Origin of the sequence: Caballeronia sp. LZ065, assembly GCF_031450975.1 — a bacterium.
GTDB lineage: Bacteria > Pseudomonadota > Gammaproteobacteria > Burkholderiales > Burkholderiaceae > Caballeronia.
The window spans coordinates 735,779-751,220 of record NZ_JARUXV010000004.1; the positions used below are offsets into that span (position 1 = coordinate 735,779).

Consider the following 15,442-nt stretch of genomic DNA (forward strand, 5'->3'; position numbering starts at 1 on the left):
TGCATCGTGCGCCGGCTGATGCATTTCGCCCGTTTATCTCTTCCGGGATAAACAATGAGGCTTCCGAATCAAGCGCGTCAGGCGGCGACGCTTCACCGGACGCGCTGTCACACGGCGTCAGGCCCGATGCATTCATCTGCGGTTTAAGACTGGCGGCGAGTATTTCGCATCAATAAGCCAGATGCCACTCACATGTGCTTATAGACACTAAATTTTTCGAATAGTCGTTCGAATTGTTGCAAAGGTGTCAATAGGCACGGCGGCACAGCGATACGGGCCGGGGCGGGGCACGACGGTTTCCGCTAAGATCGGCGTCGCTTTCAACTGTCGCTTTCCAGCCGTACGCCCAGATGATCCGTTTCCGCCAGATCGAGGCTTTCCGCAGCCTCATCATGACCGGCACCAGTGTCGGCGCAGCCCGCAAGCTGCATGTGACCCAGCCCGCGATCAGCCGCCTGATCGCCGACCTCGAAGCCGATCTCGGCTTCAGCCTGTTTTCCCGCATCGGCGGCCGGCTCAATCCGACCACTGCCGGCCTGCGCTTCTACAAGTCCGTCGAGGAAAACTTCCTGGGACTGGAGCGCCTCAAGCAGGTCGCCGACATGATCCGCGAGGAAGCCTCGGACGGCCTGACGGTCGCCTGCATGCCGGTGCTCGCCACCACCTTGCTGCCGCCCGTGCTGCTCCAGTTCACCGGGCAACATCCCGGCGTGCCGATCAAGGTCGATTCCGTGAAGGTGCCCGAGGTGCTCGTCAACCTGCAGAACCACAAGGCCGATGTCGCCTTGAGCCTGGCATTTCCGGCGGTCGCGGGCATCGAGGTGGAGAGCCTGCTGAAGGCCCCCGCGGCTTGCGCGATGCCCGCCACGCACCGGCTCGCGAAAAAGAAACTCGTGCGTCCCGCCGATCTGCGCGGCGAGAATCTGATCGGCTGGCTGCCGAATTCACGCCAGCCCTACGAGGCCGAGCAATCGCTCATTTCCGCGACCGAAGACCGGCCGCGCTACACCGTCTTCACCGATACCGCGCACACCCGCTATGCGATGGTCGCGGGCGGACTGGGCGTGTCGATCGTCGAGCCCTTCGCGGCGAAGGTGTGGCGCGCGCATGGGGTCGTCGTGCGGCCGTTCGAAACCGACATCGAATACGAATACGTGATGTCGTATCCGAGCAGCGGCATCCGCTCGGATCTGGTGGGCTCGTTCAGGAATGCCGTGAAACGGGTCGTCGAAGCGTATTCCTTCGACGACTGACCCGCGCCGGAGTCACTCACCGCTTCGCGCCCCGATGCGTACGGCGCACCGCCAGCAGCACGACGAGGCTCACGAGCAGCAACACGGCAATCGCACCCGCCGCGCGCGCCAGTCCCGCCAGCGGCGACGGTTGCTCGCCCGCCCGCAGACGCCCGACCTGCGCGACGCTCACCTTCGCATCGACATTGCCATACAGCCCCAGCAGATGATTGCCGAGCGTGGCGATCTGCTGGTCGGTGAGCAAGGCCGCGAAGCCGGGCATCGAGGGATCGGACGCGCGGTCGGGATGCCGCGTGCCGCCCAGCATCACGAGCACGAGATTGTCCGTGTTGCTGCGCCCGAGCGTCGTGCTGTGGAACAGCGAAGGCAGCCGCCCGCCGCTCGCGCCCTCGCCGCTGGCCTGATGGCAGGACGCGCAATAGCCGTCGTAAAGCTGCGCGCCGCTCAGGCGAGTGCTGTCCACGGGCCACGCCATGCCGCGCAATTCGCCCAGGCCGTCCGCCGGCTTGCCCCAGGCGCTCGCCGGCTGGAGGTCGGCTTCGCTCCGGACCGCATCGACCGTCTTCAGGTGGACCGCGATCGCGCGCAGATCCTCGCCAGTGAGATGACGCAGGCTGTGGTCGATGGCTTCGGCCATCGGACCGGCTGCGTGCGCCTTGCCGCGGGCATAGCCGTCGCGTAGATAGCCGATCAGCTCCGCCTCGCTCCATGCACCGATGCCGCTATTGATGTCCGGTGTGATGTTCGGCGCATGCCAGACGCCCGCCGAACCGCCCGCGAGCGCGCGCGAGCTCGACTCGGCCAGCCACGCGTTGCGCGGACTGTGACAGGCGCCGCAATGCGCCAGACCGCTCACCAGATACGCTCCGCGATTCCATGTCGCGCTGCGCGAGGCATCGGCGACGTAGGGCTGTTCATCGAGGAAGAACCTATTCCACACTGCCAGCGTCTGCCGCACGCCGAACGGAAATGGCAGGGACGTTCGGGGCGCCGCCTGATCCACCGGTCGCACGCGCTCCATGAAGTACGCGTACAGGGCCCGGGTGTCGTCATCGGTCACGCGGGCATACGAGGGATACGGCATGGCCGGGTACAGGTACGCGCCGTCGGCGCGAATGCCCCGGCGCAGCGCCGCGGAGAACTGCTCGAACGTATAGCCGCCGATACCGTGCGTCCGCGACGGCGTGATGTTTGTCGAGACGATCTCGCCCAGCGGCGTGGCCAACGCGAGGCCGCCTGCGAACGGCGGGCCATCGGGCGCGGTGTGACAGGCTACGCAATCCCCGGCGATCGCCAGGTAGGCGCCGCGTTCGAGCAAGGCGGCGTGAGCGGGTTGAGCGGGTTGAGCGGGTTGAGCGGGTTGAGCGGGTTGAGCGGGTTGAGCGACCTGAGCGGGTTGAGCGACTTGAGCGACTTGAGCGGGTTGAGCAGCCTGAGCGACCTGAGCGACTTGAGCGACCTGAGCGGCCTGAGCGACTTGAGCGACTTGAGCGACTTGAGCGACTTGAGCGACTTGAGCGACTTGAGCGGCTTGAGCAGCCTGAGCGGCCTGAGCGGCCTGAGCGGCCTGAGCGGCCTGAGCGACTTGAGCGACTTGAGCGACTTGAGCAGCTTGAGCAGCTTGAGCAGCTTGAGCAGCTTGAGCAGCTTGAGCGGCCTGAGCAGCCTGAGCGGCGGACGCACCCACGTCCGCCTGCGCCGTCGCGCCCAGCGCGGCCAGTGCGCACTGAACGAACGCGAATGCAAACGCGCGCCATCGCCGAGCCTCGATCATGGACCGCGCTCCGTTCACGTCGTGCTCGTCGCGTGGAGGTGCTCGGCCGTGCGCAACGCGAGCGCGACGGCGGTCAGCGTCGAGTTGACCGTCGCCGCCGTGGGCATGACCCCCGTGCTCACGATAAACAGGTTCTCGTGGTCGTGCGCGCGTCCGAATGGATCGACCACCGAATCGCGCGGGTCGCGGCCCATGCTCAGGGTGCCGGTGATGTGCTGATTGTTCGCGTACTGTCCTTCGGGCGAATAGCGCAGATTCGTGCCGCCCATCAGCTCGGCGATTCTCGCAAAATGGGCCTTGCCCAACGCCGCGCCCCGGTGCAGGTAAGGATCCATCCGGTAGTGCAGCCGCGGCTTCGGCAGCCCGAGTGCGTCCTTCTGCGCGCTCAGCGTGACCCGGTTGTCCGGGTCCGGCAACAGTTCGAGCACGCTCTTCACGCTCATCTGCCGCGCCGCCCGATGACGCAACTGCCGCTCCAGTTCCCGCCCGTAGACGCCCGCGTCGATCAGCGCTTCCGTCACGGCCCGCACTTGCGACATGTTGGTGAAGTCGAGGCGGAACGCCGCCGCCTCGGCACGGAAGGCGCCGTCGCGCAGCGTGTTGATCGACGACGGACTCTGCGGTCCACGGCCCAGCCACAGGTCCTCGTCCGCTTCGAACGTCAGTGAATTGCTCGGGTGATCCATCAGGTTGCGGCCGACCATGCCGGAACGATTCGCCAGGCCGTCGGGGAAGCGGTCGCTGGCCGACATCAGCAACAGCTTCGGGCTCTCGATGCCATTGGCCGCCAGCACGAACTGCTCGCCCGTGACGCGGTGCGTGCGCCGTTCCGGATCGAAGTAATGCACGGCAGCGATCCTGCCGCCGTCCGTGTGCTCGATGCGATACACCACCGCGTTCGGCAGCACCCGCGCGCCCGCCTTCTCCGCAGCCTGCACGGCGATGCCGCCGGTGTACTGCGCGTCGATCGGACAGATCGGCTGGCAATTGTTGTTGCCGCAGCAGGCCGGGCGGCCGTCGTAGTGGCGGCTGTTGCGCGCCGTCGTATTGGTGACGACCGGATAGCCCGCCGGGGCCAGCCGCTCGCGCACGCGGCGCATCGCCCAAGGCTCGGCGACGGGTTCCATTGGAAACGGTGCAACGCGCGGCGAACCGGTGTTCGGTGCGCCCGACACGCCCATCTTCACCTCCGCCTCGTAGTAATACGGCTCGAGGTCCTCATACGCGATGGGCCAGTCCTTGCCCACGCCATACAGCGTGTTGAGACGCAGGTCGTTGGGCAGCAGCCGCCACGCGTGCGCGGCCCAGTGCCAGGTCGTGCCGCCCACCACGCGCAGATATTCGGCCGGATACGGATACGGGCCCGCCTGCACGAGATAGCCGTTGTCGCTTGGGTGATAGGTCGGATGCGGCGCCCAGGCGGTGCCCGGATGATAAGGCGCGACCCAGTCGCCCTTGCGCGGCGAGTTGCGGAAATTCGCCGTGATCCGGCCGCGATCGATGCGCGGTCCCGCCTCGAGGATCAGCACTGAGCGCCCCTGCTTCGCCAGCCGCTCGGCGACGAGCGCGCCACAGATTCCCGAGCCGATCACGATCACGTCGGCGGAGTCATGCCATGCCATGCGGTTCTCCTCAGACGGGACGGGCGGCCCAGCTGCCATAGACGCCGTAGGCATAGCTCGGCGGCTTGAGCTTGTCGGCGGTGATCACGTTGAGCAGACTGGTTTCGAAAGCGATGCATTGCGCCCGTTCGCCCTCGCCGACGATGCCCGTATACCAGGCCGTCACGATCCTGCGCGGCACGGACGCGAGTTGCGGTTCCTCGTCGTCGAGGCGTTGTTGCAGGCGCAAGGGATCGGCGTGGCGGAGCCGGATGAAGGCCAGCAAGCGCCGCAACTGTTCCGGAAAGCAGCTTTCGTTGCCGAGCAAGGCCTGATAGAGGCGGTCGGCCAGCGCGAGATCGAGCGACGCCTGCCCGGTGAGAAACGTCGACAAGGCCACGAAACTCTCCGGCGCGGGAAGCGCCATGGCGGGTTCGGCCGGCATGGCGCGGCGCGTCGTGCCGGGCACCCAGGTCGTGACACAGGACGCCAGCATGCCGGCCAGAAGCGTGCGCCGGGTACGCGCCCGCACCGGTCCGCCCTGCGAGGAAACGCTTCGCTGATTCATGTTGATTCGATTGTTGGTTCTGACTGACGGGTTCGCTGCAGACCGCGAAGGAGCTGCGCGGCTTCGCCCCCGACCCGTTGCGCTGTCGCGGTCGGTACAGTGCGTCATGCGGCGCCGCTGCGATAGGGTTCGCGCCCGAATTCAATGAAATTGACAATTGCGGGTGAGACCGGTGGATGACCCCGGCGTGCTGGAGCGCTTCGTGCTGCCTTGCGACGACGCGTCCGGCGCGCCCTCACACGAAAGCTCATACTCTCGGTCACGGCATTCACACAGCGCTTTTCCCAGCACCACCCGACGCATGTTCGGGCGAACCTGCGCGGCCCTCATCCACACGGAGCATCCATGCACGACCTGAAAGGCAAGTCGATCCTCATCACGGGCGCGAGCACCGGCATTGGCGCGGCGGCGGCACGGGCGTTCGCGCAATATGGCGCGAATGTCGCGGTGCACTACAACAGCTCGAAGGAACAAGCCGAGGCGGTCGCACAGGACGTGCGCGCGCTCGGCGTCAGCGCGATCACCGTGGGCGCCGACGTGCGCGACTCGAAGGCCATCGACGCGGCCGTCGCGCAAGTCGTGGACAGCTTCGGGAAGATCGACGTGCTCATCAACAACGCCGGCAGTCTCGTGAAGCGCGAGCCGATCGCGTCCGTCAGCGACGAACTCTTCGACGAGATCATGCACATCAACGCGCGTTCGGTCGTCGCGTTCACGCGCGCCGCGCTGCCTTCGCTGCGCTCGGGCGGCGGCGGCTCGATCATCAACGTGACCTCGGTGGCCGCGCGCAACGGCGGCGGGCCGGGCGCGCTGCTCTACGCGGCGTCCAAGGGCTTTGTCAGCACCATCACGCGAGGCATGGCGAAGGAACTCATGCCGGACCGCATCCGCGTGAACGCCGTCGCGCCCGGCGTGATCCAGACGCCGTTCCAGGAACGCTTCACGACGCCCGAGCAGCTCGAATCCTTCCGCAAGTCCATTCCGATGGGCTTCATCGGCGAGCCGGACGATTGCAGCGGCGCGTTCCTCTATCTCGCCTCCGAGACGATGTCGCGCTATGTCACCGGGCAGATCATCGACGTGAACGGCGGGCAGCTGATGCCCTGAGTCCGGCGCGGCCGCGTGATTTCGGCGGCCCGGCGCGCATGGTATATAACGGACTGATCTTTCGTCGCACGCAAAAAGGAGAATGCTGGAGATGCGCTTGAAACAACCACCGCGTTTGCGGACCTTCGCACTGAGCGCCTTCGTGGCGTCCGCGCTGCTGACAGCGGGTTTCGTCGAGACGACGCCCGCCCACGCGAAAACTGCGGATCAGCCGCAGGTCCTGACTTCGTCGGCTGTCGCGGTCGCCGACCAATACGCCGCCGACACCGCCGAGCAGATCTTCAAGCAGGGCGGCAATGCCGTGGATGCAGCGGTGGCCATCGCGTTCTCGCTCGCGGTCACGTATCCGGAAGCGGGCAACATCGGCGGCGGCGGCTTCATGACGCTGTATGTCGATCATCGTCCCTACTTCCTCGACTATCGCGAGCGCGCGCCGCTCACCGCCACGCGCAACATGTATCTCGACGACAAAGGCGAAGTCATCAAGGGCATGAGCCTGTACGGGCATCGCGCGGTGGGCGTGCCGGGCACCGTCGAGGGCATGTGGGAGGCGCAGAAACGCTTCGGCAAGCTCAAGTGGAAGCAGGTTCTCGCGCCCGCCATTCATTACGCGCAGGATGGCTTCGTCGTCGACGACCAGCTGATCGCGCGGCGCGACGCCGCTGCAAAAGAGTTCGGCGGCAAGACCAACTTCGACCTCTACTTCGGCGGCATGAAGGCGGGCGAAGCGTTCAAGCAGCCAGACCTTGCAAAGACCCTGCAACGAATCGCCGACAAGGGCGCCAAGGGCTTCTATGAAGGCGAGACGGCGCAGCTGATCGCCAAGTCGATGGAAGGCCACGGCCTCATCACCGCGCGCGACCTGAAGGACTACAAGGCCGTGTGGCGCCAGCCGATCACCGCGAGCTGGAACGGCTATCGCGTGATCACCGCGCCGCCGCCGAGTTCGGGCGGCGTCGGCCTGGTGCAGTTGCTCAAGATGAAGGCCGACCTGAAGGACAAGTTCAACGACGTCCCGCTCGACTCGGCGCAGTACATCCATCTGGTGGCCGAGATCGAAAAACGCGTGTTCGCCGACCGCGCGCAGTATCTCGGCGATCCGGACTTCTACAAGGTGCCGGTCGCGCAGCTCACCAACGACGACTACATCCTGAAGCGCGCTCAGGAGGTGAATCCGGACCAGCCTTCGGATACCAAGAGCGTGCAGCCGGGACTCGGCACGTCGATGCCGGAGAAGGCCGAGACCACGCATTACTCGGTGGTCGACAAATGGGGTAACGCGGTATCGAACACGTACACCATCAACGGCTACTTCGGCTCGGGCGTGGTCGCGGACGGCACGGGCATCGTGCTGAATGACGAGATGGACGACTTCGCGTCGAAGCCGGGCGTGCCGAACATGTTCGGCGTGGTCGGCAGCGATGCGAACTCCATCGCGCCGAAGAAGCGCCCGCTCTCGTCGATGACGCCGACCATCCTCACGAAGGACGACAAGGTCGCGATGGTGATCGGCACGCCGGGCGGCTCGCGCATCTTCACGTCGATCTTCCAGGTGCTCTCGAACGTGTACGACTTCAACATGCCGCTGCCCGAGGCCGTCGGCGCGACGCGCTTCCATCACCAGCTGCTGCCGCCGAACACGATCTTCCAGGAGCCGTTTCATCAGCTCGATCCGGAGGTCATCAAGCAGCTCGAAGCGAAGGGCTACACGTTCCAGATGCAGGGCTTCAATGGCGACATCCAGGCGATCCGCGTCGATGGCGACACGCCCGAGCCGATGTCCGATCCGCGCGGACGCGGCGTCTCGCGGGTGATCAAGTAACGCGCTGCAGCTTGCGCGACGCTTCCAGCGGCGGTCTTGCCGGACTAGGCATTTGCCCTAGTCCGGCGTTTTCGGCGTCCAGCCGGCGCCCCGTCGCGCGGGGCATTCGCGGCATATATGCCGCGTGGCATGACCGGCATGTTTTTCGTGGGATTGGACCCCGCGTTCTGTTCCCCTAGTCTCTGTCCTGACCGAGTGCAGCCTCAGGTGCAAGGCCTCGGCATCATTCAAGACACCCTACGAGACGACCCTGATGACGGCTCCGCAGTACGCCCTCGTGCGTGCACGGCCCTGCCGTTTCAGCGTGCTGATAAAGGAGCAGCTCATGTTGGAATCCTCTGCCCAGCAGCTTGGCGACATCGACATTCCCCCCACCGAGCGACAGGAGAGCGGGCCATCCGGAAACGGCGGCTTTCTCGATCGGTACTTCGGCATCTCAACCACCGGCAGCACGGAGAAACGTGAAATCGTCGCGGGCGTGACGACCTTCCTCGCGATGGTCTACTCCGTGTTCGTCGTGCCGGGCATGCTCGGCAAGGCCGGCTTCGATACCAGCGCGGTATTCGTCGCCGTCTGTCTGACGACTGCATTCGGCTCGCTGCTGATGGGCGTGTGGGCGCGCCTGCCGATCGCGATCGGCTGTGCGATCTCGCTCACCGCGTTCACGGCCTTCGGGCTCGTCCTCGGCAAGGGCCTGACGCCCGCCATCGCGCTCGGCGCCGTGTTCCTGATGGGCGTCGTCTTCACGGCGATCTCCGTCACCGGCGTGCGCTCGTGGATCCTGCGCAATCTGCCGACGGGCGTCGCGCACGGCACGGGCATCGGCATCGGCCTGTTCCTGCTGCTGATCGCGTCCAATGAGGTGGGTTTGATCATCAAGAATCCTGCGCCCGGCATGCCGGTCTCGCTCGGACACATCACGGCGTTTCCGGTGCTGATGTCGGTGCTGGGGCTCGCCGCGATCTTCGGGCTGGAACGCCGGCGCGTGCCGGGCGGCATCCTGCTCGTGGTGATCGGGCTGTCGGCGATCGGCCTGATCTTCGATCCCTCCGTGCGCTTCCATGGCGTGTTCGCGTGGCCGGCCTTGTCCGCACCCGGCCATGCCTCGCTGATCGGCGCCATGGACATCAAGGGCGCCCTCTCGATGGCCGTGCTGCCGAGCGTGCTGGCCCTCGTGATGACCGCCGTCTTCGACGCCACCGGCACGATTCGCGCGGTGGCCGGCCAGGCGGGCCAGATCGACCAGAACGGCCGGATCGTCAACGGCGGCCGGGCCCTGACCGCGGATTCGCTCAGCTCGATCTTCTCGGCCTGCTTCGGCGGCGCGCCGGCGGCGGCGTACATCGAGTCGTCGGTGGGCGTGGCGGCGGGCGCGAAGACCGGTCTCGCGGCGAGCGTGGTGGGCGTGCTGTTCCTGGTGGTGATGTTCCTGTCGCCGCTCGCCTCCCTCGTGCCCTCCTATGCAACGGCGCCCGCGCTGATGTACGTCGGCCTGCTGATGCTCGGCAACGTCAGCAAGCTGCACTTCGACGATACCGTCGACACCATGTCCGGCCTCGTCTGCGCGGTGTACATCGTGCTGTCGGCGAACATCGTGACGGGCATCATGCTCGGCTTCTCGACGCTCGTGATCGGCCGGCTGGTGGCGGGTGAATGGCGCAAGCTGAATGTCGGCACGGTGGTCATCGCGGTGGTGCTCGCCGTGTTCTATCTCGGCGGCTGGGCCATCTGACGGTCTGATGGCCTGGTAACGCTGCATACGACAACGCCCCGCAGGCTTTCGCCTGCGGGGCGTCTCTACTTGTACGACCTGACCGGGATGCTACCGCTGATGCTTACTTCCGGCGATACGATTCCACGAGGATTTCGCAGTTCTGGAGATGCAGTTGCAGCGCCCGGTTCCACTCACGACGCACCGCAGCCTTTGCCGCGCGCAGCCAGGAACCGAACGAAACGAGCAAGGATTGTTGTGCAGTGGTCTTCATGAGCGTCTCTCAGGGTAAGTAGCTAGGGGATAACCCTGAATATACGCTTTTCACGCTGCATTGCAACAAGTTCTTAAAAAAGAATCAGGGTTATCCCTGAGTAATCGGTCAATCCTGCCGGGGTGCATCGGGTGCGAGTTGCACGCCCTTCTTGAAAATGAAGCAGCCGTAGCCACGCGCCTCGCCCGTCGCGATCACGCAGTACGCCTGGCCGGCGCGCTCGTAGAAGGCAAAGCGCTCGACTGGCGCCAGCGGCACCGGCCGTCCTTCGGCCGCGTCGATTTCCTTCTGCACCTCGCGCTGCACCGCAGGCAGCGCGCTCGCGTCGCCCACCACTTCCATGCGCCCGGCGGGATGATCGACGAAAGTATCGAGCGGCAACACCGACAGCACCGCCCGCACGGCGCGCGGCGCATCAACGCCGTCCAGCCGCAGCAGGCGCCCCAGCACCGTCTGGCGCGCGACGGAATCGGCGGGGAAATTCGCGTCGCAGATCACGACTTCGTCGCCGTGACCCATCGCGCAGAGCGCATGCAGGATGTCGGCATTGAGCAGCGGATCGAGGTTCTTCAGCATGTCTCGGGATTCTCCATGACGGTTTGAGCAGACGGATCCATGGTAACCGGCAGCGGCGCCGCGTTCACGGCACGAGCAGATCGCCGGTACGTGCGGCGTGTGCCCCCGCGATGCGCGCCACCAGCATTCCGGCCGTCGCAAAGCGGGTCCAGTGGCGTGCATACAGCACGCCGTCAGTCGCGGCGACGAGCGGTACGAGCCGGTCTTCGAGCGGATCCAGCACCTCCGCGATGGTCTCGCCCGCGCACACCGTCTCGCCAATGTCCCGCCGATGCAGGATCACCCCCGGCCGCGGCGCGCGGAGATGCTCGCAGCCGGCAAGCGGCGTCGCGGGATGGCGCAGCGGCGGCAACTCCGGTGCGTCGCCTTCGATCATGCCGAGATGCGTCAGCGTGTCGACGATTGCCTGCGCGTCGCGGGCCGCCAGTTCGTGCGACACGTCGCGCACGCCACGCAACTCGAGCGTGACCGGCAGCACGCCCGGCGGCAGCGGATAGCGCTCGCCGAACGCGCCGCGCAGATAGCGCCACGCCGACGCGCAGGCTTCGTCGAACGGCTCGCCGCCCGATACATCCGCCAGCAGTTGCGCTTCGCTGCCGAGATAGCGCGCCAGCGGTTCGACGGCGGGCCACGCTTCGGGCGTCGTGTAGAGATGCGGGACGGCTTCCCAGTCGCAATGAAGGTCGATCACCAGGTCGGCGTCGCAGGCGAGCCGCATCAGTTCGAGCCGTTGCGCCTCCAGTTCGGTCACGGGCTGGCGGGCGGACAGCGCGTCGCGCAGCGCGGCGCGGATCAGCCGGCCGTTGTGACTTTCATCGCCGTTCAGACGGGTTCTCAGTCGCAACGCCAGCTCCGGGCCGAGCTCCGGGAAGCGCCGGTTGAAATCCTGCCCGGAACGCAGGTCGAAGCGCCCCATCTGCGCGCCGAACCAATGCTGGTTCAGCCCGGCCGGATTGGCGACCGGCACCAGGACGATCCGCGCCGTCAGCCGTCCGGCGGCTTCCAGCGCGGCGAAGCGCTGCTTCAGATACCACGCGACGACCATGCCCGGCAGCTCGTCCGCGTGCAGCGACGCCTGGACATAGACCTTGCGGTACGCGTCGCCGTCCTGCGGACCGAAGCCGTAGCTCGTGAGTACACGCCCGGTGCCGAGCGGCGCGCCCGCAAGCGGATGATGAAGAACCTGCATCTGCACAGACCTCGTGTCGAAAAGAAAAGGCACCGCGAGCGATGCCTTTCCAAGCCCTGCAAACCCGCGCGCGACGCGCTTACTGGATCGAGATATCGGTCTCGAAGTACTTGGCCATGATGCGCTTGAACGTGCCGTTCTTCTTGAGTTCCGCGAACGCGTTATCGAGGCCGTTCTTCAAATCGGTGTCGCCCTTGCGCAGCCCGATAGCCGTTCCCGGACCGATGATCGCGCGGTCTTCGACGATCGGCCCGACCAGCGCAAACGGCTTGCCCTGCGGCTTCTTCAGGAAGCCGATGGCGGCCTGAGCGGCGTCGGTGAACATCGCGTCGATGCGGCCCGCGACCAGATCCGCTTCGACCTGTTCCTCGTCGGCGTAGGGCACGACGGTCACGCCCTGCGGCTCCCACTTCGCCTTCGCATAGCGCTCCTGCACGGTGCCCTGCTCGACGCCGACGCGCTTGCCCTTCAGCGACTGCGGCGTCGGCAGGATGCCGGAGCCGGCGCGCGCGACGAGCTGCGCATGCGTGTCGTACAGCGGTACGGTGAAGTCGATCTGCTTCAGGCGTTCGTCGGTGATGCCCATGTCGGAGAGCACGGCGTCGAACTTGCGGGCCTTCAGGCCGGGAATCATGCCGTCGAAATTGTTCTCGACCCACACGCACTTGACCTTCATCTGCGCGCACAGCGCATTGCCGAGATCGATGTCGAAGCCGGCGAGCTTGCCGTCGGCCTGCTTCGATTCGAACGGCGGATAGGACGGATCGACGGCAAAGCGGATCTGCGTGATTTCCTTGGCTTGCGCCGCGGACGACACGGCGCCGAGGGCGGCGGATACCGCAAGAACGGTACAAACAGCGAGCGATGCGGACTTCTTCAAGGCGGACTTCTTCGGTGACATGCGTTTCCTTCGGGACTTTCAGTGATGCCAGACGGTGAAACCAGAGCGGCGGAGACGGGCGTGCGCCCGCGAAAAACCGAGCATGGTAACAAAACGGCACGATCGTCCCGGTTTCGGCCTCGATCAAGGCACGACGGAAAGGAACAGGAAAGCCGCGAAGATCACGAGATGCACGACGCCTTGCAGCACGGTCGAGCGGCCGGTGCCGAGCGTAATGACCGACACGATCAGCGTGAGCGCCAGCATGACGATTTCCTTAGAGGCGAGCCCGAGCGAGATCGGCTGGCCGATGACGATCGACACGACCGCCACCGTCGGAATAGTCAGGCCGATGCTCGCGAGCGCCGAGCCGAGCGCGAGATTCAGACTGGTCTGCAGGCGGTTGAGACGTGCCGCGCGCAGCGCCGCGAGCCCTTCCGGCAACAGGACGAGCGCCGCGATGACGATGCCGACCACCGCTTCGGGCGCGCCGGCGGCCGCGACGCCCGCCTCGACCGCCGGCGACAGCAGCTTCGCGAGGCCGACCACCGAAACCAGCGACAGCAGCAGGAATGCCAGCGCGACCCATGCCTCGCGGTTGCTGGGCGGTGGCGCGTGGGGCGCGCTTTCGTCGTCGGGGGCGGCGACGGGCGCAGGCGTGACGGCTTCAGGCACGGGCGGCAGGAAGTAGTCGCGATGCCGGATGGTCTGCACGAACACGAAGGTCACGTACAGCACGAGCGAGATCACGCCAACGAACACCAGTTGCGATGTGGACAGCGCCGGGCCTTGAACCGTGCTCGTGAAGTTGGGCAGGACGAGCGTGAGCACCGAGAGCGCGCACAGAATGGCGAGCGCCGCGCTTGCCCCCTGCAGCTGGAAGTTCTGCACGTGATGCCGCAGGCCGCCCACCAGCAGACACAACCCGACGATCGCGCCGCTGCAGATCATGATCGCGGCGAAGACCGTGTCGCGCGGCAACCCGGCCTTGTCGGGACCGCCGGAGAGCATCACGGAGACGATCAGCGCGACCTCGATCACCGTGACGGCAATGGCCAGCATCAGCGTGCCGAACGGCTCGCCGACCCGATGCGCGACCACTTCCGCGTGATGCACCGCCGCGAACACCGCGAAGGCGAGCGCGATGGCGGCCAGCACCATCAGGACGCCGCTCGGCATGAGCGCGGTCGCGGCGAGCACGACGAGCGCGAGGATCGGGGTAATGATGGTCCAGTCCAGCTTGATTTTCATCGGCGCTCCGGGCGGATTGGTTGAGGGGTCGTCGAGGTTCGATCTCGAGCTGAACGGGTTCCACGCATGGGTCCGACCCCTATGCGCGTCCGGCGTGCCGTGCGCGCGCCGTAACATGCGGCCGCAGCCACCGGCATGATAGCGAATGTGTCGGCTGGCGCGCGGATGACCGGGCCAGATGGTCGAAGAATGGATTCGTCGCGTGTTTGTCGGAGAATAAGGGCGGTCAGTGGCCACGTCCAGGAACCCGGAGAACCATGCTGGTTGCACCGATACCCGGGAACGAACCCATTCGCCTGTCCACGCTGCGCACGCTCAGACTGCTCGACACCCCGGCGGAGGAACGCTTCGACCGCCTGACGCGGCCGGCGCGGCGTCTGTTCGACGTGTCCATCGCGCTGGCCAGCCTGATCGATGAGAACCGTCAGTGGTTCAAGTCCTGCGCCGGCCTGGGCGTGCGGGAAACCGGCCGCGCCATTTCCTTCCGCGGACACGCGATCCTGCACGACGACGTGGTCATGATCGCCGATGCCCGCACGGACGCGCGCTTTCACGACAATCCGCTCGTCACCGGCGAGCCGGGGATCCGCTTCTATGCGGACCAGCCGCTGACCGTGCCGAACGGCAGCAAGCTCGGCACGCTGTGTCTGATCGACACGCGCCCGCGCGAACGCGACGGCGAGGCGGTGGGACGGCTGCGCGACCTGGCGCATATCGCGGAGCAGGAGATTGCGGCGATCGAACTCGCGACCGTCGACGGACTGACGCTGATCGCGAACCGGCGCGGCTTCGAGGCGCTGGCGCAGCATGCGCTCAATGTCTGCCGGCGCATGGGGCGCGACGCCTCGCTGCTGTTCTTCGATCTCGACGATTTCAAACGCATCAACGACAGCTTCGGCCATGCCGAGGGGGATTGCGCGCTGACGACCTTTGCGGCGGCCTTGCGTGCGTCGCTGCTGGAAAGACGATGTGATCGGACGGCTGGGCGGCGATGAGTTCGTCGCGCTGCTCTCCGACGCCGGCGACGAGGAAACCAAACGCGCGCTCGAGCGGCTGCGCGATGCGCTGGCAGCCAGCAACGCGGCGGCGGCGCGCGGGTATGAGATGCGCTTCAGCGTCGGGCAGACGCGCTTCGAGGCGGGGCAGCATGGGTCTGTGATTGATCTGCTTGCTTTGAGTGATAGCCGGATGTATGTGGATAAAGCCGCGAGGAGAAGTGGGAGGGAGCGGTGAGAACTGTGTTTTGACGCTCAGGATTTCCAACCGCGAGCCCGGTCAATCGAGTGATGTCAGGGGGCCGTCGTATTTTGTTACACCCCACATGAGTCCGGCGCTCGCGGGGGGTGTCAGTATTTCCGTGTTCGAGGCAGATTGAGTAATTACACGGAAGGTCGAACGAATCGATCTGCATAAAGGATAGCGAATTGGTTCATGGC

Annotated in this window: 13 protein-coding genes and 1 pseudogene; 5 read left to right on the forward strand and 9 right to left on the reverse strand. The window is 66.0% G+C overall.

The features are described 5' to 3' along the window. Window positions 1-392 precede the first annotated feature (392 nt). On the forward strand, window positions 393-1,253 hold the full coding sequence (locus QCE63_RS29880) for a LysR substrate-binding domain-containing protein (RefSeq protein WP_404990205.1): 861 nt from the start codon (window positions 393-395) through the stop codon (window positions 1,251-1,253). Window positions 1,254-1,269: 16 nt separating this feature from the next. On the opposite strand, the gene QCE63_RS29885 is transcribed toward QCE63_RS29880, so the two are convergent. The 4 genes from QCE63_RS29885 to QCE63_RS29900 all read right to left on the reverse strand — a co-directional run bounded on the left by QCE63_RS29885 (window position 1,270) and on the right by QCE63_RS29900 (window position 5,196). Then, a complete protein-coding gene (locus QCE63_RS29885) occupies window positions 1,270-2,478 on the reverse strand; it encodes a cytochrome c (protein WP_309838132.1) in 1,209 nt (402 codons plus the stop codon). Between the two features lie 47 nt (window positions 2,479-2,525). Beyond that, window positions 2,526-2,936: a hypothetical protein gene (locus QCE63_RS29890; protein ID WP_309838133.1), complete on the reverse strand. Its 411-nt coding sequence runs from the start codon at window positions 2,934-2,936 to the stop codon at window positions 2,526-2,528. Between the two features lie 105 nt (window positions 2,937-3,041). Further along, entirely contained in the window at window positions 3,042-4,649 is a 1,608-nt protein-coding gene (locus tag QCE63_RS29895) for a GMC family oxidoreductase (RefSeq protein ID WP_309838134.1), read from the reverse strand. Window positions 4,650-4,659: 10 nt separating this feature from the next. Then, on the reverse strand, window positions 4,660-5,196 hold the full coding sequence (locus QCE63_RS29900) for a sugar dehydrogenase complex small subunit (protein WP_309838135.1): 537 nt from the start codon (window positions 5,194-5,196) through the stop codon (window positions 4,660-4,662). Window positions 5,197-5,541: 345 nt separating this feature from the next. Between QCE63_RS29900 and QCE63_RS29905 the strand changes: the two genes are divergently transcribed. The 3 genes from QCE63_RS29905 (at window position 5,542) to QCE63_RS29915 (ending at window position 9,857) form a co-directional block, all read left to right on the forward strand. Then, complete coding sequence (locus QCE63_RS29905; RefSeq protein ID WP_309838136.1) at window positions 5,542-6,303, forward strand: SDR family oxidoreductase; 762 nt, start codon at window positions 5,542-5,544, stop codon at window positions 6,301-6,303. A 91-nt stretch (window positions 6,304-6,394) separates the two neighbouring features. Further along, window positions 6,395-8,125 carry a gamma-glutamyltransferase gene (gene ggt, locus QCE63_RS29910; RefSeq protein WP_309838137.1) on the forward strand — a complete coding sequence of 577 codons (1,731 nt, stop codon included), beginning with the start codon at window positions 6,395-6,397 and terminating at the stop codon, window positions 8,123-8,125. A 325-nt stretch (window positions 8,126-8,450) separates the two neighbouring features. Further along, window positions 8,451-9,857 (forward strand): NCS2 family permease, encoded by a 1,407-nt coding sequence (locus tag QCE63_RS29915; RefSeq protein WP_404990206.1) that lies wholly within the window; start codon window positions 8,451-8,453, stop codon window positions 9,855-9,857. 103 nt (window positions 9,858-9,960) lie between these two features. Here the strand turns inward: QCE63_RS29915 and QCE63_RS29920 are convergent, their stop codons facing one another. The 5 genes from QCE63_RS29920 to QCE63_RS29940 form a co-directional block, all read right to left on the reverse strand. Next, on the reverse strand, window positions 9,961-10,110 hold the full coding sequence (locus QCE63_RS29920) for a hypothetical protein (RefSeq protein WP_181290817.1): 150 nt from the start codon (window positions 10,108-10,110) through the stop codon (window positions 9,961-9,963). A gap of 108 nt (window positions 10,111-10,218) precedes the next feature. After that, window positions 10,219-10,686 carry an RbsD/FucU family protein gene (locus tag QCE63_RS29925; protein WP_309838138.1) on the reverse strand — a complete coding sequence of 156 codons (468 nt, stop codon included), beginning with the start codon at window positions 10,684-10,686 and terminating at the stop codon, window positions 10,219-10,221. A 64-nt stretch (window positions 10,687-10,750) separates the two neighbouring features. Beyond that, a complete protein-coding gene (locus QCE63_RS29930; protein WP_309838139.1) occupies window positions 10,751-11,875 on the reverse strand; it encodes a M14 family metallopeptidase in 1,125 nt (374 codons plus the stop codon). Window positions 11,876-11,954: 79 nt separating this feature from the next. Next, entirely contained in the window at window positions 11,955-12,776 is an 822-nt protein-coding gene (locus QCE63_RS29935) for an ABC transporter substrate-binding protein (RefSeq protein WP_309838140.1), read from the reverse strand. A gap of 123 nt (window positions 12,777-12,899) precedes the next feature. Further along, window positions 12,900-14,006 (reverse strand): ionic transporter y4hA, encoded by a 1,107-nt coding sequence (locus QCE63_RS29940; protein WP_309838141.1) that lies wholly within the window; start codon window positions 14,004-14,006, stop codon window positions 12,900-12,902. A 257-nt stretch (window positions 14,007-14,263) separates the two neighbouring features. Between QCE63_RS29940 and QCE63_RS29945 the strand changes: the two are divergent. Beyond that, window positions 14,264-15,239 (forward strand): annotated as a pseudogene (locus QCE63_RS29945) (sensor domain-containing diguanylate cyclase). Window positions 15,240-15,442 lie beyond the last annotated feature (203 nt).